Source organism: Mucilaginibacter flavidus (genome assembly GCF_024055575.1).
GTDB classification, from domain to species: Bacteria; Bacteroidota; Bacteroidia; order Sphingobacteriales; family Sphingobacteriaceae; genus Mucilaginibacter; species Mucilaginibacter flavidus.
The window spans coordinates 76,720-100,215 of the sequence record NZ_JAMXOE010000009.1 but is presented as its reverse complement, the minus strand read 5'-3'; the positions used below and the strand labels follow the sequence as shown (position 1 = coordinate 100,215).

The window sequence follows — 23,496 nt, the reverse complement described above, 5'->3', positions numbered from 1 at the left end:
GATTTTTTATGCCTGCTGAAGAAGGTGCAAACAGCAAATGAACAATATATTGAAACGTAGAAACCAATGAAAAGGAGAACACTTATTAAGGGAGCGCTGTCTGCAATTCCTGCGCTATATCTGCAAAAAACATTCGGGAAAAGCATTTTTTCGTCAGTTACCGAACCGCGTCTTGCATCCGGGCCATTTCAGCCGAACTGGGATTCATTAGCCCAGTACCAGGTTCCTGATTGGTTTCGTGATGCCAAGTTTGGAATGTGGGCGCACTGGGGACCGCAATGCCAGCCGGAGCGCGGCGACTGGTATGCCCGCGGTATGTACCAGGAAGGCAGCGATCAGTATAAATATCACATTCAAAAATATGGGCATCCCTCAAAATTTGGCTTTAAGGATGTTATAAACGAATGGAAGGCCGAGAACTGGGACCCCGGTGAATTAGTTGGCTTATATAAGCGCGCCGGCGCTAAATATTTTATGGCCCTGGCCAATCACCATGATAATTTTGATCTTTACGACAGCAAATACCAAAGCTGGAACTCTACCCGGCTGGGGCCCAAAAAAGACCTCGTAGGCGGCTGGGCAAAAGCTGCCCGTGAAAACGGCTTACCTTTTGGTGTAACGGTGCATGCCTCCCACCCCTGGACATGGTATGAAGTTGCACAACGGGCAGATAAAACCGGGCCTTATGCAGGTATCCCTTACGACGGCAGGCTCAGTAAAGCGGATGGCGGCGGCAAATGGTGGGACGGTTATGACCCGCAGGAATTGTATGCGCAAAAACACGCACTTAGCAAAGATAGCCTGGATGATAACAGCATGGGCCGCCATTGGGATTGGGGCAATGGGGCCAGCGTACCTGATAAGGCCTACTCCGATAAATTTTTGTACCGCACCATAGAATTAATCGACAAGTACGGCCCGGAACTGATTTATTTTGACGATACCGCCTTACCACTTTGGCCGGTAAGTGATGCGGGCCTAAAAATAGCAACGCATATGTACAATACCAGCATTAAAAAACACGGCAAACTACAAGCGGCACTGTTTGGTAAAGTACTAAATGAACAGCAGCGCAAATGTATGATATGGGATATTGAACGCGGACAAAGTAACCAGATAGAACCTTTGCCATGGCAAACGGATACCTGTATTGGCGGCTGGCACTATGATCGCCGCATATTTGATAATAAAGGCTATAAAAGTGCCAAAACAGTGGTGCATACACTGGTTGATATAGTAAGCAAAAATGGCAACCTGCTGTTGAACATCCCGGTACGCGGCGATGGCACCATAGACAGTGAAGAACGGACCGTAGTTGAAAATGTTGGTGCGTGGATGCAGGTTAACGGCGAAGCGATTTACGGCACCCGCCCATGGAAGGTATTTGGGGAAGGCCCGGCAACAGACTCGGCAGCACCAATCAGCGCGCAGGGCTTTAACGAGGGTAAAGGTAAACCATTCGGGGCCGAAGATATCCGGTTTACGGTAAAAGGTAAAACTCTTTATGCCATCATGCTGGGTTGGCCAACCGGAAATGAAACCCTTGTGAAAAAACTAGCCACAGGTGATGATACTGGTAGGGTAAACAAGGTAAGCATGCTCGGAAACGGTAATTTGAGTTTTGAGCAAACCGCAGCAGGCCTTAAAGTGAAATTGCCGGAACAAACTCATGGTAAAGATGCATTGGTTTTAAAAATAGAAGGGGCTATTTAATTCATATCATGAATTTGAAACTTTGTTATATATAAGGTACCGCCCTTTCATTGGCTGCTTTTGCACAAACTTTTAAGCTGGCATCGCCGGACAAAAAAACTGTTGTGAAGATAGCTAACGATAACCGGTTTCGACACACTGCTCCCAGTAACAGTTTAACTATTATCCGTCCTTCGTCACAGAAAACATTCAATCATGACAAAAAATAAAGCGCTTTTCCCATTTATATTGATTACCAGTTTATTCTTTTTATGGGGATTTGCTCATAACCTTGACCCGATATTGATCCCCCACTTAAAAAAGTCGTTTACGCTCACCACTGTTGAGGCTACACTGGTGGATTCCGCTGTATTTATAGCCTATTTTTTGATGGCGTTGCCTGCCGGATTAATTATGAAAAAATTTGGCTATAAAACCGGTATTATAACCGGGCTGTTGGTTTTTTCATGCGGTTCATATTTATTTATACCCGCTGCCAATACGCAGCAATACGCATTTTTCCTGGTTGCCTTGTTTATTATTGCCTGTGGATTGACCATCCTGGAAACAGCGGCGAATCCTTACGCCTCCTCGTTAGGAGCTCCGGAAACAGCTACACAACGACTCAATTTTGCGCAATCGTTTAACGGGCTCTCTACAACGCTGGCGCCTATCGTGGGTGCAAAAGTAATTCTTACCAAAGGCTTTACCCCGGCACAATTAGACAGAATGACAACAGGTGCGCGTAAATTAGCGCTTGCCGCCGAAGCATCATCTGTAAAAATGCCTTATTTTATACTTGGTAGCGTACTTGTATTAATAGCGATTCTTTTTGCATTTACCCGTCTGCCTAAAATTCAGCATCGTGAAGGTCATGCAGCGAGCAAGAGTATTTTTCATGCACTTAAACACCGCCATTTGGCATGGAGTGTTGTTGCCCAGTTTTTTTACGTGGGCGGGCAGGTTTGTGTTTTCAGCCTGTTTATCCTGTATGCGACAAAGGCAGCCGATTTGCAGGAGGAGAAGGCAGCATACTATCTGGGCGCATGCGGGCTGGCGTTCGTTATCGGCAGGTTCATCGGTACTTTCCTTATGCGGTATTACAGTTCAACAAGGTTGCTGGCCGCTTACGCAGGTATCAATATTTTACTTTGCACCGTTGCCATTTGGGGGCATGGCATGACAACTATTTATACCATCATTGTTATGTGCTTTTTTATGTCTATTATGTTCCCAACAATTTTTGCATTGGGCATAAAAGAACTGCGCGGTGATACGGAATTCGGCAGCAGCCTCATTATCATGTCCATTGTGGGAGGGGCAATTTTACCACGAGTATTTGGTTATATCAGCGATGCGACAGGCAATATCCAATACGGCTATGCTGTGCCGTTAGTTTGTTTTATAGTAGTGGCCTATTTCGGACTGAGAGGGCATCGCGTAAATGCAAGACAGGAGACATTAAGCGCGCCTGTGATTATTTAATAATGACCCAATTGACATCAACACATTGCAAAAACATGAAAAAATATTGTTTCGCCCTTGATTTAAAAGATGATCCTGAACTGATAGCCGAATATGAATATTGGCACAGAACTAAAAACGGCTGGCCCGAGATAAGAAAAAGCATTATGGATGCCGGAATCACAGATATGCAAATATACCGCACCGGCAACCGTTTATTCATGGTCATGGACACCTCCGACAATTACAATTCCTCTCAAAAAAAACAGATGGACGCAGGTAATCCCAAGGTTCAGGAATGGGAACAGTTGATGTGGAAATTTCAGCAACCGCTGCCCTGGGCAAAAGACGGAGAAAAGTGGGTGCAGATGGAACAGATTTTTCAACTTTAAATTTCAATTGCAAAATATGCGAATTATCACTTGTGAAGAACCCGGGAAACTGGTGCCAGGTCAAATAGAAAGACCGTTGATAAAAAAGCGGTATGCACAAATCAGGATCAGGAGAATAGGTATTTGCGGAACTGACCTGCATGCCTTTGAAGGAACACAACCTTACTTTAGTTATCCGCGTGTTTTAGGGCATGAACTTTCCGGTGAACTGGTTAATGCTAACGGCGCACCGGGGTTTACCGAAGGCGAAATAGTGACGTTTATACCCTATTTCAGTTGCGGCCTGTGCATCGCCTGCCGGTCAGGCAAACCCAATTGCTGTTACGCCATTACCGTTTGCGGTGTACATGCAGATGGCGGGATGGTGGAATTCCTGAACGTACCTGTCGACTCACTAATTCATGGTGAGGGGCTATCCTTCGATGAACTGGCATTGGTAGAACCATTGGCAATAGGGGCTCACGGCATAAGAAGAGCAAGTGTAAGCCCCAACGAATATGTATTGGTTATTGGGGCCGGGCCAATTGGTTTAGGTGCTATGGAATTTGCCCGCATTGCAGGAGCAAATGTAATAGCCATGGACATGAACGCAAAACGCCTGGAATTTTGCAAAAAACGACTCGGCGTTTCGCATACTATCGATGTAACACTAGAAAACGCAACCGAAAAGTTGTCTCATATCACAAATGGTGATATGCCCACAGTTGTAATAGATGCTACCGGCAGCTTAAAAGCAATCAATAACGGGTTTCAGTATATGGCCCATGGCGCCCGTTATGTACTTATCGGGTTACAGAAAGGCGAGATCAGCTTTAGTCACCCGGAGTTTCATAAACGGGAGGCAACCTTGATGAGTAGTCGCAATGCCACACGTTCAGATTTTGAACATGTAATCGCATCGATGAAAAAAGGCCTTGTACAACCCCATAATTATATTACACACCGCGTTCAATTCGACCAGGTAACAGAAGAATTCGAAACCTGGCTTGATCCGGCGAACGGTGTTATTAAGGTAATGATAGAATTACCTTGATCTCATAAAGTATGGACAAAGAAATAAAATGGCCTGAAGTAATTTTTGGTACCAGTGGCCTTGGTAATTTGTATGAGGCAGTTCCTTTTGAGCAAAAACGGGCTATTGTAAAAGCTTGCCTGCAGCATTCTGAAAAACCGGTGTGTTTTGATTCAGCAGGAAAATATGGTGCCGGCCTGGCCTTGGAAGCATTAGGCCGGTCATTAAAGGAACTTGGTGTAAACCGGGAAGAGGTACTAATCAGTAATAAACTTGGTTGGTTACGAACAAACTTAAACACGCCGGAACCCACCTTTGAACCCGGCGTTTGGCGCGACCTGAAGCATGATGCAATACAAAAAATAAGCTATGACGGGATATTGGAATGCTACCAACAAGGAAATGAATTACTGAATGGTTACAAGGCAGAACTTGTGTCGGTACATGACCCTGATGAGTACCTGGCAAATGCAAGAGATGCCGCCGACCGCAAAAAGCGGTATTGCGACATTCTTGAAGCCTACGGCGCTTTGTCCGAATTGAAAGCCTCCGGCAAAGTGAAATCAATTGGCGTAGGTTCAAAGGACTGGAGTATCATTAAACACATCACCAGCGAGGTAAAGCTCGATTGGGTAATGATCGCCAATAGCATGACGATCCACAGCCATCCAAAAGCCCTGTTGGCGTATATGCGGTCGCTCGAATCGCAGGGAATAGCTATCATTAACTCGGCTGTGTTTAATGGTGGCTTTTTAGTAGGTTCAGGCTATTATAATTACCAGTTAAAAGATCCTGTCACCGATAAAGGCCTGTTTGAATGGCGTGAAAACTTTAATCGGCTATGCGCTGAGCACGGGATTCGACCGGTAGAAGCTTGCGTCGTTTTTGGCAAAAGTGCGCCCGGCGTTAAATGCATCGCTCTCAATACTACCAAAGCCGAAAAAGTTGCAGCGAACATTGTATTAACGTCAAAAAAAATACCTGCCGAATTTTGGACAGCAATGAAGCATGATGGACTGATTGAGCCTTCCTGTACGTTCATATAAAACGATATTTTAGTCACTTTTTTCCGGTTCTGGAAATTGCCGCGTCGTTACCGTCTGTTCAGCAACGGCCTAGTCAGCCATTTTCACCCGTATCACACTGAAGGAATACGGTTTGAGCCTTAATTTTACGTGATTGTCATTAAACAGTATTTCACTTTTTAGCGGGCTAACGGTTAACGGTTTGTCCAATGAATTTACACTGGTCAGATCGTCACTTTGTAACAATGTCATCGTTCCGGTTGATCCCATTTTTATGCCGTTCACCACAAAATCAGCACTTTGCTCCTCTTTACCGGTATTCACCATTTTGATGATCAGTTCGTGTGTATGCATATCTAAAGCTGCGGTGCCAAAACATCCGTCCTGACCGGTTACAGTTTCATTGTTCAGAGTAAGCGGGACAACGTCTGTTCCCTTATTTAACGAATATAATTGCTGTACATAATAATTTGGTGTGCCGTAGGACCGCAGGTTATCAAACCAGATAAGATCAGGCGTCCATTGCCATCCTTCAACATTAGCAAAAAGCGGCGCGTAGGAAGCCATACTTACCACGTCGGCATTGCGTTCCAAACCGGTCATAAAAGCAGCTTCGGCCATGGCACATTCCCAGTTATTCTTATTTTCAGGACTACCTGTTGAAACGCTTTGCGCTGCATATTCACCTGCAAAAATTTTCGGACCGTTACGGTCATAATTATCATAGCGCTTTACATTTTGTAAGAACCATTTAGGCGAGGCATAATAATGTTCATCTAAAATAGATGCTTTAAGTTTTCGAAAGGTTTCATTTGCAAAATTAAATATATCGCCACCAGGGAATGGCCCAAGGCTGCTAACCAATTTTATCTGCGGGTATTTTGCATGAATGGCCTTCTCAAATATCTTATACCTTTCAATATACTGTTCACCCCATTGCTCATTGCCCACTCCCAGCATCTTTAAATTAAATGGTGCCGGGTGACCAAGACCGGCGCGTTTTTTACCCCATTTTGTATGAATCGATCCATTTGCAAACTCAATCAGGTCCAACGCGTCCTGAACATAAGGACCAAGTTGATTTACAGGCACCAGTTCGCAGGTGTTAAACTGACAGGCCATCCCGCAATTGATAATCGGCAGCGGTGACGCGCCTATATCCTCCGCAATCTCAAAATATTCCAGGAAACCCAGCCCGAAACTCTGGTAGTAGTCGGGAGCCGGGCGATGTGCAAATTCAGTATTCCAGCGATTGATGATCATCCTGCGGTTTGCCACATCCCCGATCGTTTTTTTCCATTGATAACGAGTATCCAGTTCACGTCCCTCAACGATACAGCCACCCGGAAAACGTAAGAACCCGGGTTTCATATCCGCAAGTTTTTGAACGAGATCGGCACGTAAACCACCAGGGCGCTGCTTCCAGGTATCCTGCGGAAAAAGTGAGACCATATCCAAATCAATCGATCCGGCGCCTTTTAATAAAACCTTAAGGCTGGCTTTAGGCTCTGTTTCTTTTGCAGTAAAACTGGCCGCATATTTTCTCCATTCTTTTGAAGATGGAGTAACTGAGGTGCTGCCAATAACTTCTCCCTTTGAATTGATCAATTCTATCTGCAGGCTAACGTTGCTCCCCATGGCCTGTTTCGCTAAAACAGAAAAATTATACTGGTCATCTTTTTTAATACCCATGCCATGAAAGCCTTCGTTACTTAAACCATAACCCTTAACTGACCTGGATGTTACATGTATAAATTTGGGATTATCGGGATTGACTGCGCCCCTGTTTAATATGAGGATACTTCCATTGGCGCCATCCTGTTTTAACTCGTTCCAAGCCATTAAAGGTTCTTTGAATTCAAACGAACGGTTTTTTACTAACTCCGCATATACCCCACCATCAGCCCCCATATTAATATCTTCAAAAAATATCCCGTACATAGTTGGCTGCACATGGGCTTTTATCTTACCTGCTTCAATGGTATAAACTTTTTCTGCACTGTTTGACTGGCAGTAAGCCGGCAAATAAAACACAGCTATGAAAAGTGTTAGAATGTATTTTTTCACGACGATAAATTTCGGTTAATTGTTTGTTTTCAGACTACTTCGTCAAAAATTTATAAGTAGTACCGGTATTAATATTTGGAAAAAGTGGTTATACGGCTTATAATAATTCAGACACCTACAACGTCTAATTAAAACCTAAGTAAAACAAAAATATTTTAATTGTGAAATAAACACTTAAAATAAAATTCAGATAATAAAAAAATGTGGAATCCTGTTCATTGCCCCGGAGGTCTGCTTATTAGATGAAATAGCCTATAAATAAGATATTTACATATCAAATAATAGCTAAACTACCCTTATATCATGAGATATCCGTCTTGATATTTTGCATGTTGCCGAATCTGAAATGTAATTCTGAAGGCCGGCTTTACTTATGGTCGTCAAACCCGACAATTTTAGTGTACGCATGTTGGTTACGGAAAATGACAATTTCCGCCGATGTCCCGCTGACCGACAGCCTTGCTTTTTGCAAATCCTGCAGGCTGTTCGTTGGCCTTTTGTTCAGTGACATAATTACGTCGTTTACCTGGAAAAATCGGTTCGGCCGGCCTGGCGCTACAGATAAAACCAAAACACCCCGGATATCATCCATTCCCGTTGCCGATTGTTCCCCGGGAGTGGTCAGCTTTTTTACTTTTGCACCCAGGAAATTAATCGTTTCACTTTCTACCGCCTGGCCTGGACCTGCAACATTAGAAAAAGTTACTTTCTTTGCTCTTTTTTTTAACCCCGGGGAAATCACACCAAAACTGTTCATTGCAATATTTTTGAAGCCAACAGAAAATGCAGCGGCGCCGGCTTTGAGCTGAAAATTCCCTTTTGCCGGGTTTTCAAATACTTGCGGCATGTATACTGAATGCTCATCAGTTTTTCTCGCCCGTGCTTCGGATAAGGAAGCAACATCAGGAAAAACGTTGTAATCAACTTCTTTCCCCCATGCGGAGATGCCGATGGGAAGATAGCCTGCACCGACGATATTATGCCTGAATATGTCATTGCTGTTTTTAAACCACACGTGGGGATGAAATGTATTATTTATCATAATATTATTTTCGACAACACGATTCACACCTTCTCTCAGCTTAATGCCTCCGTTTAAACACACGTTGTTGTAAATAATGTAATTACTGGAACCGTCATCCAGGTCAATATCCCACCCATGGTCGCAACGAAACCTGTTGTTGCGCAGGATGATTGGCCGGGTTACATCAAGCAGTGCCAATTCCGGGTATGCCGCCACAATCGAATCAAGTTTTCTTTTGTCGGGATGCCAATAGCGGTCCCGTCCCCAGGAATTAAAAGATCCATGGTCGCCGGTTTCTTTAACCGTATTAAAAACATCATTGTACTCAATAACATGACCGCCCCACGTCCCCTCACTTACATTTATACCCGCCCGGGGTACATCATAAATGGTGTTGTGGCTAACGGTGATATTTTGACACATGGACAATTCTACACCGGCAGATTGTTTTTCCACAAGTCCCAGGTTAAACATCAGGTTGTTGTATACACTGCAATCCCCCGGATAATCGTCCGTTTTGGGTCCTGGTATGCGATCCATTTTCGACAATGGAACAAACTCGTTATATTCAAAACTAGGGGAACGAACCGCAGCCGGATCGCCGACAAAACAAATCGCACTGGCTCCTGCATCCGAAATCTGGCACCCCGAAACAGCACAATTACGGTTATACATACTGAAAAATACGGCGTTACCTCCAACATTAACCAGCGTACAATTTAGCAACCGACAACTTATTGCACCTTCATACATAACGGCACCGCCCCGATAAATGGTCCAATCGCTTCGCAACAAAGGCTCTTTATTTTGCATAAAGGTCCGTGCCGTTTGGGTGAAGACCAAGCCGGATACGGTAATATTTTTAACCGGGTTTGTTTCCGTGCCGTGGAATTCAAACAGGCTGGCTATCTGTGGTGTCTCAAATCTTGCCGCCCGCAGGTCAAGGCCGGCAGGTGGATAATAATACAGCGTTTTGGCCTTCTTATCATAATACCATTCGCTGGTCGTATCCAATTCCTCAAAAATATTTTCAACAAACCGATACTTTTCACTCATACCCATGCGGCGGTTATTTTGCCATCCTCCTTCCAAAACAAGCTCCCCATTGTCATTTTTCCCGGTAATCAAGTAGTGAACATCACCCCATTGGGATGGGTGTAATGCGTGCACATACCCGCCTTCCGGCGATTTCCAGCGGGCGATACGCTGTGGTGATAACACATCCTCCGCAGTCCCGCCCAAATAATGGGCGGAAGGATCGTAATTGGGATACCGCGCCATACGCTGTAACTTCCCGTTAACAAACAACTCGTCGAACTGAACGCTTTGCGATACGGCGGCTTTCCAAATTCCATCCCCGTAAGGCTCCCATTTTAGCTGAAGTACTGCGCTGCCGCTTATAGTTACTTTTTGTTTCTTGTAACTGGTCAGCGTTAGTACGCTGCCGCTTGACCTTGAATCCCGGCTGGTAAATACAACAGGGCGGTCCAGGTGGTAAATTCCACCCATCAGGTATACGTTAATTTTACCGCTTTGGCCACGGGCTTTTTCTACTGCCCTGGAAATAGAGGCCAAAGGTTTTTCCTGCGTACCAGGAGCGGTATCATTTCCATGGGGTGACACGAAATAGTTTGTCTGCGAAAACAATCGCGCCGGACAAAGCAGCGTGACTGTAATCACCATGATCATTTTAAGTTTATTCATAAATAATATTCAGCATCCTAAAAAAAATGCTGCTATAGTGTTACTATATCTAATTCGGCATAACCCACCTCATTGCTATTTTCGGTGTTTTTCACAGCTCTTAGTTTGATATACCTGGCCTTTTCACGGGCAAATTTTATCGTTTGCCACAGGGGATTATTTTTAATATTAGGAAATTCACCATGGCTAACGAGTTTCCAGTCTGTAGCATTATCTGAAATATAAAACTCGTAGCCAGCAATAATACCGGGCCCCCACTGGCCCTGATCCGGCAGGTACCTAAACCCGGATAAACTTTCCTCTTTCCCCAAATCAATCACCAAATCAACCGGCATTTTTTTGTCTTTGCCCTGATGCCATGCTGTAGATGGGTCGCCGTCTAAAATAGCACCGGCTTTTTCATCATCAGTACCAACAATTTTCCAGCTTTTCCTTGAAATATCAAATTTTTCATGTGTCTCCGGGCTTCTTTTATGGGTAGCAGGGTCGTATACTATCGCGCGTATCTCGGGTTTACCGTCCACCAGGAAGGGGCCCTTATATTTTTTTGAACCTGGAACGGGGGTGTTACCATTTGTTGTGTAATAAATTACCGATTCCTTATCAGCTGGGGTTACAGTTATTTCACCGGCCTGGTTCCTGGTAACAGCGGGGGCGGCAAGTATCGGGGGAGCGTAGTAAGCCCCTACGTTAGCAATAACCAGGCAAGCTTTGGCATCCGTAATATGGAGCCGCACCTTGGTGGCCTTCACGGTCAGAAAGCTTACTATGCGCTTATAGCCGATAGTTGTGCCTTTTGCCATTTCCCGCCACCTGCCGTTAACGAGCGCTTCAACGGTAAAGGCTTTTACTCGTTGCCCTGATTGAATATGTTCCTGCGCCAAAAAGCGGTTAAACTTTGTTGGCGTGCCAAAATCAATGGTAAGTGAAGCCGCTTTAACACTGTCATCTGTGGCCCAGTAGGTGTTTTTATTATCATCGGTGGCGTTGCCTGCGCCAAATTCTTTGCTTCCGGCACGTACATTGGATGCCGTTGCCGGTTTGTTTTTCGCAAGGTTTACTGAGAATGCCGCTTTTACTGCTTTGCCGAAATCCAATACGCTTTTTTCATCCGTAGGATGGATGAGACCGTTCGGCATAATCGGGAAATTGAGCAGCAGGTTACCATTATGGCCAATGGAATTGTAATAGGTATCCATTAGTTGGGGCACAGCCTTCACTTTTTTATCTTCACTTCGGTGGTAAAACCATTCAGGCCGGATAGAAGTATTTACCTCAGCAGGCACCCACGCATCGCCGTTTTCCACCCCGTAATGCAACATATCATAAGGTACATCACCGGTGGCATTCAGCAGGCTCCAATTTGTTTCGCCGACAGATCCGCCCTCGGTTCCTACCCATCGCAGGTCAGCCCGTTCTCCGCCATCATTCCATATTACGATATTGGGCTGCAATTTGCGCACAAGTTTATAGGTATTGGCCCAGTCATAATAAGTTTTACGGTCAATCATACGGGTTTCGTTTGCACCGCCATAATAGCCGGAGCCACCGTTGGCGCCGTCAAACCAAATCTCGAAAATGGGGCCGTAGTTGGTAAGCAACTCCGTCAGCTGGTTGCGGAAATACGTTATGTATTCCGGCTTGCCATAGTCTGCCCGGTTTCTGTCCCAGGGTGACAGGTAAATGCCGAGCTTTAAACCGTACTCTTTACAGGCTTCTGCCATCTCACGGACCACATCCCCTTTACCATTTTTCCAGGGAGCATTTTTAACAGAGTAGTCGGTGTATTTGGAAGGCCAAAGACAGAAACCACAATGGTGCTTAGCGGTAATAATAATCCCCTTCATCCCGGCATTTTTGCAAATTCGGGCCCATTGTCGGCAATCCAATGCTGTTGGGTTGAAGAGTTTAACATCTTCGTTACCGAATCCCCAGGACTGATCGGTATAAGTATTCAACGATAAATGCACGAACGCATAGTATTGCAGTTCCTGCCATTTCATTTGATTTTCCGAAGGCACAGGTCCGTACGGCACAGGCGCATTTTTTTGTGCGTGGCCGCTAAAACACCAAAGGAAAAAGATGGTGGTAAGTACACAGGTTTTGCTTATTTTACGTATTTTCAATGTTTTATTTTTGAATTTTGAATCTGGCATTTTCTGAACTTTTAGGACTTCCGGATGTGCGATCGTCTTTTGTTTTAAAGCTAATTTATTTTTTTAGAAATGATTTGATATTTATTTTGGCCCCTGATAAACCTGGTGAACTAACGGTAAGCTTAATTTCACCGGCGCCGTGAGTACTCCTGATTACAACCAGTGCACGTCCGTGCCACGCTTTACGTGTATTTCCAATATATGGATCTGTGTCCTTCATATCCGCATTTGCAACTCCTGCAATTGTACCAGGCCCTTCAATTTCAAAATGAAGGCGGTTTGCGGCATTTGGTTGAAATATCCCATCCCTGTCAGTTATCTCTACAGTAACATAGGACAAGTCCTGCCCGTTTGCTGCTATTTCTTTTCGATCAGCACTTAGTCGAATTTTTGTAGTTTCGCCGGAAGTTTTCAAAATAGTGGATTCAACTTCCTTATCATTATCCATGCCTACGGCTTTAAGCACACCCGGCGAATAAGCCACAGCAAATTCAGCTTTAAATCCCTGTTCTTCGGTAGTTGCTTTTTCGCCAATTAGTTTATTGTTAAGGTAGAGTCTCACCTTGGGATACTTTGAATAAATTTCTACCTGGATGTTCTTTCCTGCATACCCCGGCCAGGTCCAACTTTCCCATGTTGGCCATACAGACCAAAGTGTTTCTTTAATTTCACCGGAAGGCGGGTTCGGCTCTTTAACCGCCATATAGATCTTTTCGCTTTCGTTGTAAAGCAAACTGCGGTAATGCGAAATTGGTTTCCTCCATCCTATCAGATCAACATCTCCGCAATAAGCGCCATGAAAGGGATAAAAATCGTGCTCCCAATGTTCTCCCGCCGTCTCGCCGGGATAATAATACCGGCCAATACCTGATTCACCCAGGTAGTCTATCGCTGTCCACACAAAGTCGCCAATGATATATTTATTTTTCTGAACAAGTTGCCAGTTGGCAAGTGCATCGCGCGGATAGGATTCCGTTTGAACAATTACGCGGGAAGGAACTCTTATATGATCGGCGGCGGCGCGAAACAGCTGATAATTATACCCGCATACATCATGCGCTGCCATCAGCGGATCGAATATATTCCAGTCCTGGTCCCAGGTTGTCATGGCTGATGTTACAGGGCGGGTAGGATCAAGCTCATGGATACAACCTGCGAGCATTTTAGCAGTAGCTACAGCTTGTGGTTCCTTTCGTTCTATGATCTCATTGCCAATACTCCACATGATAATAGATGGATGATTCAAATCCCGCTTTACCATCGAAGTCAGGTCGCTCTTCCACCACCGGTCAAAATAAACGGAATAGTCATATTTGTTCTTGCCTGTTCTCCATCCATCAAAAGATTCATCTATCACCAACAGGCCTAATCTATCACAAGCATTCAAAAAAGCTTCCGAAGGGGGATTATGTGAAGTTCGTACAGCATTGAAACCAGCAGCTTTTAGCAGCTCAACCTTTCGTTCCTCGGCCCTGTCAAACGCAGCGGCGCCCAGGCAGCCATTATCATGATGCGCACACCCGCCATTAAGCTTAACCGTTTTTCCATTAAGCTGAAACCCGTTTTCGGCAGAAAATTTGAGAGAACGTATGCCAAAACTGGCTTCAGTCTCGTCAACTATATTATTAATTTTTATGATATGTATTTGCGCATTGTATAAATGGGGCGTTTCCGGTGTCCATAGCAAAGGAGTCGCTACGATTATTTTTTGCGTCACTTCCTTCTCACTATTGGCCGCCACTTCAACGTTTATTCGATTATAGCCCGCATCTTTAGAATTAGCGTCCCGCAACCGGGTGTTAAGTACAATGCTTTGAGATAAACCAGTTTCGTTTTTTATTAACGTTTTTATTTCAACAGTTGCTTTTTCAGAAGAAACATCGGGGGTTGCAATTGCTAGGCCCCATTTAGCAATATGCACTGCGTCGGTAACCATCATCCAAACATGGCGATAGATACCCGAACCGCTGTACCAGCGACTATTCAACTGCTGCGAATTGTCAACCCTTACAGCAATCACATTTTCGCTATTAAAATCCAGGTAGGGCGAAAGGTCATAACTGAATGATGAATAACCATAAGGATAAATTCCAAGCGATTTCCCGTTGATAAAAACTTCAGAATTCATATAAACGCCTTCAAAATAAATGGAGACTTTTCTGCCTTTCCATTCATTGGGAGCCTTAAAAGTTTTGCGGTACCAACCAATGCCAGCAGGGAAGTATCCGCCTGCTCCGCCTGTTGGATTTTTAGGACCTATTTTCCCCTCAATACTCCAATCGTGCGGCAAATCAAGGCTACGCCAGCTTATATCGTTAAAATCCTTTGATTTTGCCGCGGTCGTATCCCCCTGGAAAAACTTCCACTTGTAATCAAAAAGCTGTTTTCGCTCAATTTTCCCTGGATTTTGAGCCTGGCATGCGATATTGCCAGCCAAAAGCAGGAACGCTGTGATTATCGTTTTTACGTTATACCCAACATTGTAAATATTATGCTGTTTCATAGTAATCTGTATTTTTTTAAAGAAAAGTTATTGAACTTTAATAATTAGTTCGGCGCCTTTGAGCGTTTCGGAAGAAGCTTTTAAGCGGATTTCCCCGGCCTGTTTATTTGTTTGAACCAGTACCAGGCAATATCCATTGAACGCCATCCTCTGACTGGCTTTATCCGGCTCGTGGCTGCTGGGGTTACCGTTACCGGTGCCAATGATTTTACCCGGCCCTTCGAGCGTAAATTTTACCAGGTTATTGGCTGTCGGGTTAACCCTTCCTTTTTGGTCTTCTATCGACACCCGTATTACAGCCACATCACAACCATCTGCTTTAACTATATTAGTATCGCTCTTAAGCGTTACTTGTGCCGGAGCTGTTGTTGTTTCAACAATGTCCCGGGTTACCAGCTTTCCGCCTTTATAACCCCGGGCTTCCAGTTTGCCGGGCTTATATACAAGCTTCCATATCAGTTTGGTATAGGGCACTGCTTTTTGTCTGCTTATTTTTTTGTCATTAAGGAATAACTCCACTTCGTCGCAGTTGGTGTAACAATGAACCTGTATGCTGTCTCCCTCCTTACCGGGCCAGTTCCAATGCGGAAAAATATGGACGACAGGCTGGTTAGTCCAGGCTGCTTTATATGCATAATAGCCGTCTTTGGGGAAGCCGCATATATCCATAAACCCGAAATGAGACGTAACACAGGGCCATTGGTATGGTGTTGGCTCGCCCCGGTAGTCGAAACCTGTCCATACAAACAAGCCTCCGAGGTACGGATATTTAACAATGTCAGCCCAGTCTTCGCCGGGCAGTGGCCCCCAGTTTGGCTGCCATAGCCCGAGGTTCGAAACATAGCCCTTTCCCCAATCGTTCTGATACTCGCCGCGGGTTGAAATAAAACTTGTGGCTTCTGTACAAAACTCAATTCGCCGGGGGTATTTTTCATGGTCTTTCACATAGGCCAATCCCTTGTCGCCATAGTTATATCCCACAACATCCAGCACATCACTATACCCGCCTTCGTTCCGTCCATGATTCATGGCAGCAGTTACAGGGCGCGTTGGGTCAATTTGATGCGTAATGTCAACCAGTGTTTTAAGTATCCTCGCGCCGGTTATCGTGCCCTGGATCCCTTCTTCATTTTCCATACTCCACATAAATATGGACGGATGGTTCCGATCCCGGTAGAGCATGGTTGTCAAATCCTTTTTCCCCTCTTCAGAACTCGACAACACGCGATTTTCGTCGAGTACAAGCAAACCCATCCTGTCGCACATATCAAGCAATTCCGGAGTCGGGGGATGATGGGAACAACGATAGGCGTTGCTTCCCATTTCTTTGAGCAGCTTTAATTTGTATTCGTTTATTTTATCAGGAAGGGCCACACCAATCCCGGCAAAATCCTGGTGGTTGCAGGTACCCTTCACCGGATAAAGTTTTCCGTTTAAAAATACCCCATTCCGGTTTATTTCGATTGTCCTTACCCCGAAAGAGGTCTCATAATTGTCCACGATAATCCCATTTTCAGAAACCTCAGTCAGTACTTTATAAAGGTTTGGTGTTTCGGGCAACCAGAGTAAGGGGTTTTGAATAGCTCCTTTTTGTGAAAATTCAGTTGTGCTAAACGGCTTGATTGCCTGCGATGAAGTTTTTGTATCGAGCACAACGCCTTTATTGTCGACAACCTTAGAAATGAGGGTAATGTTTTTAACTACTCCGTATTCGTTTTTTATATCGGTTTTTATGTCGACAACTGCTTCCGCTGGCGAAACGACCGGTGTAGTAACATAGGTGCCAAATCGGTCAACATGCACCGGGTCGGTTTTGTTGAGCCAAACATGCCGGTAAATTCCACACCCTTCATACCACCAACCTTCGTATTCGGTAGCGTCCACCTTCACAAGAATCGCATTTTCGCCTTCGTTACCGTAACGTAAAACATCTGTCAAATCATAATTTGAAGGTGTGTAGCCGCTTTGGTGATTGCCCATAAGCTGACCATTAACCCAAACCGTACTGTTTCTAAATATCCCGTCAAATTCTATAGAGATCTTTTTTCCTTTATCGGTTTCGGGTATTTCAAATTCCTTTCTATAAAAGCCTATCCCACCAGGCAAATAACCGCTTACAGCAGGCGCGCTCCCGATTGACTTATCGTTAACAAAAGTCCCCTCCACACACCAATCATGCGGAAGGTTTACTTCCTTCCAGTCTTCAGGCTTGAATATCGCTGCTTTATCCACATCAGTATAAGCAATAACGGCTTGTTTATTTGTTTCAATTTTTACGTTGATATCCGTTAACCCTCCATAACCGGCAGCTTTCACCGCGCGTTTGATAGCGATATCGCCTTTGTGAAATTGCCAGGTAAAATCAAAACAGTCCTTCGATCTTTTTGAAAGACTTGTTTGCTGCGCTATCCCCTTTATCGCGCACAGCAATAAAAAAAAGTAGATTCCACAATATTTTATTAAGCTTTTAAACATTATAACTTATATAAATTTCTATTTCCAATCTGTTGAAACTTTAAATGTTCATCCTACTATTATTCCAAAGGCTCTCAGTCAATTTCGATAAGTTCCGGCTCTTCTGACGGCAATGTAAAGCTATCGACAAATTTTTTGCCTGTCAGTATACCTTTAAAAGTGCCTTTCAACTGGATTTCAACCGCATTCCTGTTAGTATTTAGATACAAGATATGTTTCGCGTCTATTTGACGAGCCATAACACCTTCGGGTGCCCGGGGTCCTTTTTTAATACCCAGCTCATCTATCAGTCCATCAAGCAATGGATTCAATACGTCGCCCCCGGCAGGTAATCCGATGTAAATTGCCCTGCCTTTGCCGTATTTATTCGAAGTTATGATGGGGTAATCTTTATCTAAACTGGTTATACTTCCCAGAACTTCAGCGCCTTTGGATTCGATAACGTCATACCGGGTCGATTCAGTTCCAATAGTTTTTCCTTTATAATTTAATTCAATTTTTTTGCCTTTCAACCCTGCACGGGAGATTTCGTTCATCTGTTCTGTCTCTTCATAACTTGCTACCCGTATGCCAAACACATCATTTAAACGGCCCGGACGAGTGGATGCAAACACTTTCCCGCTTTCGTCAACCACAGCGGAATTGCGTGTCATAACAACCGTTCCGCCGTTTTTTACAAAATCCCGAATTTTGTTGGCTGTTGTTTCATCCATCACAGTTACACCGGGCACAAAAAGTAATTTATAATTTAATGGGCTTTTACTGATTTCAACAACGCGGGAATCCATGTTGCGGTAATAAAACAGATTCCAACAGGCCTGTAATTGTTGATCCTGTGCCTCGGGAAAATAGCTGCTGGCTATCTGGCTGGGAAATGAAAATGCTAAGCCAACTTCGGGACTGGCCTTATAAGGAAAGAATTTTTCGATCTTTTTAAACTCGGTGGCTATCTTTTTGTACTCCTCATATTTGCGGTTCGGAATTCCATCCCAATCAAGCATCCCTTCCAGGTATTGTTCTTCGCCTGCCCACATGCTTTGCCAGGTCCATCCGCAAACCATTTGATTGCCATACATGAGCGTGGCATAGGCCGATTTTCTGATGGAATTTGGCACCGCCGTCATTGTTGTAAACTCACTGCACCAGAAAGGGTTTGTACTTTCAAACTGAATACGGGATATTCCAAACAAGGCGTTCATCACCCCCCAATTGGTTGTTAACGAATTCCCGGGATAAAAGCCTGCCCCTTCACGTGCCATTTTGCCGGAATAGGCAATCTGTGAATAGTCGAAATATTTTAACGAGCTATAATACCAGGCGTTTGTATTAGTTAAGGCATTTGGCGCGTTGGTGTTAACCACGGCAATCACTTTAAAAAGCAACTGGTTGACCTCATCAGAAACAAAACGCCTGAAATCAAGCATACGTTCGGGCACATCGGTATTGTGGGTCGCAACAGGCAAACCAATTTCTTCAAACTGGTTGAGCCTTCTCGACCAGCGTTGCATGGCCCATGCCTTGTTTAAACTATCCAACGTTAAATATTTATTTTTCAACCAGGTGATGAAGCGCTGCCGCACAGTCTCCGAGTATGAAATCGGGCCGTCTCCTGATTCATTGTCGATGCCAAAAGCCAGTAATGCCGGATGATTTCCATACCGTTTTGTAAGCGTATCAGCATAGCGCAAAGCATATTTCTGATACATCGGGTCTCCGATATCCTCCATGTAACGATGATTGGGATAATGCATATCTCCATTGGCATCGACAATATTTATCGAGGGGTATTTATGATGCAGCCAGATAGGTGCCGGACGAATGGCGATATCAAGTATTACTTTGATGCCCGCTATATTCATCATGTCCATCACAAAATCAAACCATTTAAAATCGAACTTGCCTTCAGATGGTTCGTAACTATCCCATGCCAGGTGGCCCATCCGGACTACAGATAACCCGCCTGCCTTCATCAACATAATATCCTTCTTTATTTTTTCCTGATCTTTATCATCGTGGGGATGATAATTGGCGCCGACGTATAATGTTTGAGCTTTAAGGGACAACACCGCAAGCAGGAGCGTTGAAACGATCAAAAGCCGTTTGATTCTTATTTTCATTTATTTGACTGAAATTTTACTGTTTTTGAAATACTGCATGATGAATTACCTAATTGCGGGACAAATTCGCCGGCTTCAACGTTCCATGATTTTTTTAGCCGTCATAAAAAGCCAAATCCCCAACTCTTACATTTAATCGAATTGTTTTCATTAGTTTCTAGGTTTCAACTTATTGCTAATTTGCTGTTTGCTATTTCTTTAGCAGACATAGCAAATCCCGACAGAAAGAAGCATGGCGGTTAATAATTGGTTGCCCACTACATTCTTATAAGGAATTTATAATTGGTGAATCAAATTTAGTCTGAAGAAATGCCCTAATGTTTAATTTAAAGGGACTTTTTTTTATACAAAACCGACATTTGTTTATAAGCATCGGTATTACAGGAAATGATGAATATCAGGTAAAATAGTGACCAGCTTCACACGTCGCCACCAAGTTAAAACCTAAGTTTGTTTTACCCGATGGATGGAATTTATTCCTGTTTCGGTAAATGTGCGGGGGAATTCCTTCGAGGATGACAATGGCACATTATGGAGCCCGGGGACCCCGGTTCCATTTTTTAGCGGTTAAGGAGAAATACAGGCAGTGAAAACATTGAATGTGACGTCGTTTTCACCTGGACTGCATGCCATCAGTAAATAAAAATGCCCTGGTACCTTATCTGTGATATCCGATGATGTAAATTACAATGAAATGAAGGTGACTAACTATTTTATTGCTCTTATATTCTTTATCAGTGCATGTTCAGCTAAAAAAGATCATACTAACGCCGTTGTAAAGGACATCACTGTATCGTTGTATGCTTCTGCAAATGTTAAGGCAAACAATCAGTACACCGTACTATCAACGGTGCCGGGGATTATTAAAAAAATCAATATAGAGCCTGGGGATATGGTTAAAACAGGCGACTTACTTTTTGTATTGGAAAATCGCGAGGCCGTATTAAATGCAGATAATGCCCGCCAGACCTTAAATTTTACAAAGGCAAACAGTCAGTCCGACTCTGAACGACTGCAGGAAGCCAAATACCAGGTGCAGGCGGCTAAAGAAAAATATCAACTCGACTCGTCCTTTTATTACCGTCAAAAGAATTTATGGGAGCAAAATATAGGCACCCTTTTAGATTTTGATCAGCGCCACCTGGCATTTACTACATCAAAAATAAATTATGATGCGGCAGCTAAAAGCCTGGCGCAATTGAAAAAGCAACTCATGAACGATCTGGCACTGTCTGAGATTAATTATAACATTTCAAAAAAGCGGCAAACAGATTACTTAATTAAAAGTGAAATTGACGGAAAAGTATTCGATGCGATTCAAAATAAAGGCGAGCTGATCACCACTCAAACCGCGCTCGGTATTTTAGGAAAACCCAATCAGTTTTACCTGGAGATGGATGTTGATGAGAAGGATATTACAAAGGTTAAACAAGATCAGCAGGTTGAAATTACCATGGACAGCTATAAGGGCCAATCATTCCGGGGCCGGGTTAGTAAAATTTATCCGATTATGGATGAGCGGTCGCGCACATTTAAGGTTGAAGCTGTGTTTTTGAACCCTCCCGGGAAACTTTACCCTAATTTAACGGCGGAGGTCAATATCGTTGTCAGCGTTAAAAAAAACGCTGTTCTTATACCGAGGGCTTACCTGGATAGGGACAATTGCATATGGTTAAAAAATGGTGTTAAAAGAAAAGTGACAATCGGCGCGCAGGACGAAAGTAATGTGGAGATATTGAAGGGACTGGGTATACAGGAGACCATTTATAAACCCGAATAAATGAAAACAGGACTGCTTTTAAATATTGCCCTTGCCCTGTTGATGGCACGCCTGAAGCAATCAATAGTGGCTGCTGCGGGCGTTACTTTTGGCATTGCCACTTTTATAGCGCTTGTTAGCTTTATGACTGGTTTAAACAAAATGTTAGATAGCCTGATAATTAATCGCACCCCGCACATCAGGCTGTACAATGCCATTGCACCTTCAAAAACTCAACCTGTTAACAGGGCAACCGAATATGCCGGATTCAAGAACTTCATACTATCGGTAAAACCAAAGGACGAGGGAAAGCAAATTTATAACGCAGGCCGCATTATCAAAACCATCAGGGCAGATGACCGGGTTATTGACGTTGCCCCCAAAATAAGCACAACTGTGTTTTTTACAAGCGGCACCATCCAATTGTCAGGTATAATTGATGGGGTGGATGTTGACCTGGAGCAGAAGCTATTTCATTTGAATGATAATATAATTGCCGGTTCTATTGCCGATTTGGGTACAGTAAGCAACAGTATAATAATTGGAAAGGGGCTTGCAGATAAGCTCATTGTTAAGATAGGGAATGTGATACAGGTTACAACGCCTGATGGAGACAGGGCAATGTTAAAAATTGTAGGCCTGGTGCAGTTCGGAATAGCCGAAGTAGACGATGTGCAAAGTTTTACCTCGATACAGACCGCCCAAAAACTGCAAGGCAAGCCGGCAAACTACATTACTGACATACAGGTAAAATTAAAGAATATAGCGCTTGCCCCGGCAGTTGCAAAGGAATATGCCCGGCTATTTGATGTAAGTGCAACTGATGTACAAACCGCCAATGCCCAGTTTGAAACCGGCACCACCGTACGAAATACGATAGCTTACAGCGTGAGTGTGACCTTGCTGATCGTCGCCGGGTTTGGGATATACAATATATTGAATATGCTGATCTATGAAAAAATGGATTCAATCGCAATATTAAAAGCCACGGGATTTTCGGGTAAAGATGTTAAAGCGATATTTATCCGGTTATCCATGGTGCTCGGGGTAATTGGCGGCATTATTGGGATACTATTGGGGTATTGTTTATCGCTTATTATCAGCCATATCCCATTCGAAACTTCCGCATTGCCAACTATCAAGACCTACCCGGTTGATTTCGGGGTCAGCTATTATTTAATTGGCATAGCCTTCGCGCTTACTACAACTTATTTAGCCGGGTTGTTTCCGGCCCGCAAGGCGGCAAAGGTTGATCCGGTTGTAATTATAAGGGGGAAATAATGGAAACAACGATTTTACAAGCGGTCAATATCAATAAGTATTTTTTAGATCCGGTGCGTTTTCGTGTGCTTACAGATATCAGTTTCTCTATCGGCCGCGGAAGTTTTGTTTCAATTACAGGCAAATCAGGTTGTGGCAAATCAACATTGCTGTATATCTTATCCACTATGGATACAGATTATGAAGGCGAATTATTATTAAACGATGAAGCACTTCGTCGAAAAAATGACGCTGAACTTGCCATCGTACGTAATCAAAAGATCGGGTTTGTATTTCAATTTCATTACTTGATTGAAGAATTTAATGTGCTGAAAAATGTGATGCTGCCAGCCATGAAACTGGGTAAATACACTAACGAACTGGTGGAACAAAAGGCAATGCAGCATTTAAAAATGTTAGGAATATATGACCAGGCCCTGAAAAATGTGAGTCAGCTGAGCGGTGGCCAGAAGCAGCGTGTGGCTATTGCGCGTGCGCTTATCAACGACCCGTTAATCATTATGGGTGATGAACCCACAGGAAATCTGGATAAAAAGAACAGCGATGTTGTTTTTGGAATTTTTAAAGACATTTGCCAGGAAAACAAACAGACTATTGTGGTAGTAACCCATGATCCGGATTTTGCTAAACGGGCCGACCGAACCATCCGGATGGAAGATGGAAAAATTATTACATAGCCTGCTTTTATTTTGTTGCCCTCAATCATAACGGCTCATTGCAGCTATTCAGGCAAATTCACGTAAGCCACGATATAAGTTTAACAAGGTCGGCTTTTTCAATTGTGACGAGCATCATTCCGAACACTGATTCTTATCATGCACTAAC

At 43.8% G+C, this 23,496-nt stretch carries 14 protein-coding genes; 8 read left to right on the top strand and 6 right to left on the bottom strand.

All coding sequences use genetic code 11. The features are described from left to right. The first annotated feature begins 66 nt into the window (after positions 1–66). The 5 genes from NAF19_RS15030 (at position 67) to NAF19_RS15010 (ending at position 5,606) form a co-directional block, all read left to right on the top strand. Positions 67–1,713: an alpha-L-fucosidase gene (locus NAF19_RS15030; RefSeq protein ID WP_252790885.1), complete on the top strand. Its 1,647-nt coding sequence runs from the start codon at positions 67–69 to the stop codon at positions 1,711–1,713. A 195-nt stretch (positions 1,714–1,908) separates the two neighbouring features. After that, entirely contained in the window at positions 1,909–3,177 is a 1,269-nt protein-coding gene (gene fucP / locus NAF19_RS15025; RefSeq protein WP_252790884.1) for an L-fucose:H+ symporter permease, read from the top strand. Positions 3,178–3,212: 35 nt separating this feature from the next. After that, the gene (locus tag NAF19_RS15020; RefSeq protein WP_252790883.1) at positions 3,213–3,548 is read left to right on the top strand and encodes an L-rhamnose mutarotase; all 336 of its coding nucleotides are present in this window, start codon (positions 3,213–3,215) and stop codon (positions 3,546–3,548) included. Positions 3,549–3,564: 16 nt separating this feature from the next. Continuing rightward, on the top strand, positions 3,565–4,581 hold the full coding sequence (locus NAF19_RS15015) for a zinc-binding alcohol dehydrogenase family protein (protein WP_252790882.1): 1,017 nt from the start codon (positions 3,565–3,567) through the stop codon (positions 4,579–4,581). Between the two features lie 11 nt (positions 4,582–4,592). After that, positions 4,593–5,606 carry an aldo/keto reductase gene (locus NAF19_RS15010; RefSeq protein ID WP_252790881.1) on the top strand — a complete coding sequence of 338 codons (1,014 nt, stop codon included), beginning with the start codon at positions 4,593–4,595 and terminating at the stop codon, positions 5,604–5,606. Positions 5,607–5,675: 69 nt separating this feature from the next. Here the strand turns inward: NAF19_RS15010 and NAF19_RS15005 are convergent, their stop codons facing one another. From NAF19_RS15005 to NAF19_RS14980, 6 genes are all read right to left on the bottom strand, one after another. After that, positions 5,676–7,652 carry an alpha-L-arabinofuranosidase family protein gene (locus NAF19_RS15005; RefSeq protein ID WP_252790880.1) on the bottom strand — a complete coding sequence of 659 codons (1,977 nt, stop codon included), beginning with the start codon at positions 7,650–7,652 and terminating at the stop codon, positions 5,676–5,678. Positions 7,653–8,019: 367 nt separating this feature from the next. Beyond that, positions 8,020–10,380 (bottom strand): PDZ domain-containing protein, encoded by a 2,361-nt coding sequence (locus NAF19_RS15000; RefSeq protein ID WP_252790879.1) that lies wholly within the window; start codon positions 10,378–10,380, stop codon positions 8,020–8,022. A gap of 32 nt (positions 10,381–10,412) precedes the next feature. Further along, positions 10,413–12,536, bottom strand: a complete 2,124-nt coding sequence (locus tag NAF19_RS14995; RefSeq protein ID WP_252790878.1) for an alpha-L-fucosidase — start codon at positions 12,534–12,536, stop codon at positions 10,413–10,415. A 55-nt stretch (positions 12,537–12,591) separates the two neighbouring features. After that, positions 12,592–15,039, bottom strand: coding sequence for a glycoside hydrolase family 2 TIM barrel-domain containing protein (locus NAF19_RS14990; protein ID WP_252790877.1), 2,448 nt, complete (start codon positions 15,037–15,039; stop codon positions 12,592–12,594). A 27-nt stretch (positions 15,040–15,066) separates the two neighbouring features. Then, positions 15,067–17,514 (bottom strand): beta-galactosidase GalA, encoded by a 2,448-nt coding sequence (galA, locus tag NAF19_RS14985; protein ID WP_252790876.1) that lies wholly within the window; start codon positions 17,512–17,514, stop codon positions 15,067–15,069. 74 nt (positions 17,515–17,588) lie between these two features. Beyond that, positions 17,589–19,631 (bottom strand): beta-galactosidase, encoded by a 2,043-nt coding sequence (locus NAF19_RS14980; RefSeq protein WP_252790875.1) that lies wholly within the window; start codon positions 19,629–19,631, stop codon positions 17,589–17,591. 694 nt (positions 19,632–20,325) lie between these two features. Between NAF19_RS14980 and NAF19_RS14975 the strand changes: the two genes are divergently transcribed. From NAF19_RS14975 to NAF19_RS14965, 3 genes are read left to right on the top strand one after another with little or no spacing between them, the layout of a single operon-like run. Continuing rightward, positions 20,326–21,411 carry an efflux RND transporter periplasmic adaptor subunit gene (locus NAF19_RS14975; RefSeq protein WP_252790874.1) on the top strand — a complete coding sequence of 362 codons (1,086 nt, stop codon included), beginning with the start codon at positions 20,326–20,328 and terminating at the stop codon, positions 21,409–21,411. After that, the gene (locus NAF19_RS14970) at positions 21,412–22,671 is read left to right on the top strand and encodes an ABC transporter permease (RefSeq protein ID WP_252790873.1); all 1,260 of its coding nucleotides are present in this window, start codon (positions 21,412–21,414) and stop codon (positions 22,669–22,671) included. After that, positions 22,671–23,348, top strand: coding sequence for an ABC transporter ATP-binding protein (locus NAF19_RS14965; RefSeq protein ID WP_252790872.1), 678 nt, complete (start codon positions 22,671–22,673; stop codon positions 23,346–23,348). The genes NAF19_RS14970 and NAF19_RS14965 overlap by 1 nt, the downstream gene beginning before the upstream one ends. Positions 23,349–23,496 lie beyond the last annotated feature (148 nt).

Bases quoted from the DNA above. Each gene is read 5' to 3' on its own strand.
- NAF19_RS15030 (WP_252790885.1), top strand. From the start codon at position 67: ATGAAAAGGAGAACACTTATTAAGGGAGCGCTGTCTGCAATTCCTGCG.
- NAF19_RS14975 (WP_252790874.1), top strand. From the start codon at position 20,326: ATGAAGGTGACTAACTATTTTATTGCTCTTATATTCTTTATCAGTGCA.
- NAF19_RS14995 (WP_252790878.1), bottom strand. From the start codon at position 12,536: ATGCCAGATTCAAAATTCAAAAATAAAACATTGAAAATACGTAAAATA.
- NAF19_RS15020 (WP_252790883.1), top strand. From the start codon at position 3,213: ATGAAAAAATATTGTTTCGCCCTTGATTTAAAAGATGATCCTGAACTG.
- NAF19_RS14990 (WP_252790877.1), bottom strand. From the start codon at position 15,039: ATGAAACAGCATAATATTTACAATGTTGGGTATAACGTAAAAACGATA.
- NAF19_RS14980 (WP_252790875.1), bottom strand. From the start codon at position 19,631: ATGAAAATAAGAATCAAACGGCTTTTGATCGTTTCAACGCTCCTGCTT.
- NAF19_RS15000 (WP_252790879.1), bottom strand. From the start codon at position 10,380: ATGAATAAACTTAAAATGATCATGGTGATTACAGTCACGCTGCTTTGT.
- NAF19_RS14965 (WP_252790872.1), top strand. From the start codon at position 22,671: ATGGAAACAACGATTTTACAAGCGGTCAATATCAATAAGTATTTTTTA.
- NAF19_RS15015 (WP_252790882.1), top strand. From the start codon at position 3,565: ATGCGAATTATCACTTGTGAAGAACCCGGGAAACTGGTGCCAGGTCAA.
- NAF19_RS14970 (WP_252790873.1), top strand. From the start codon at position 21,412: ATGAAAACAGGACTGCTTTTAAATATTGCCCTTGCCCTGTTGATGGCA.
- NAF19_RS15010 (WP_252790881.1), top strand. From the start codon at position 4,593: ATGGACAAAGAAATAAAATGGCCTGAAGTAATTTTTGGTACCAGTGGC.
- galA (WP_252790876.1), bottom strand. From the start codon at position 17,514: ATGTTTAAAAGCTTAATAAAATATTGTGGAATCTACTTTTTTTTATTG.
- fucP (WP_252790884.1), top strand. From the start codon at position 1,909: ATGACAAAAAATAAAGCGCTTTTCCCATTTATATTGATTACCAGTTTA.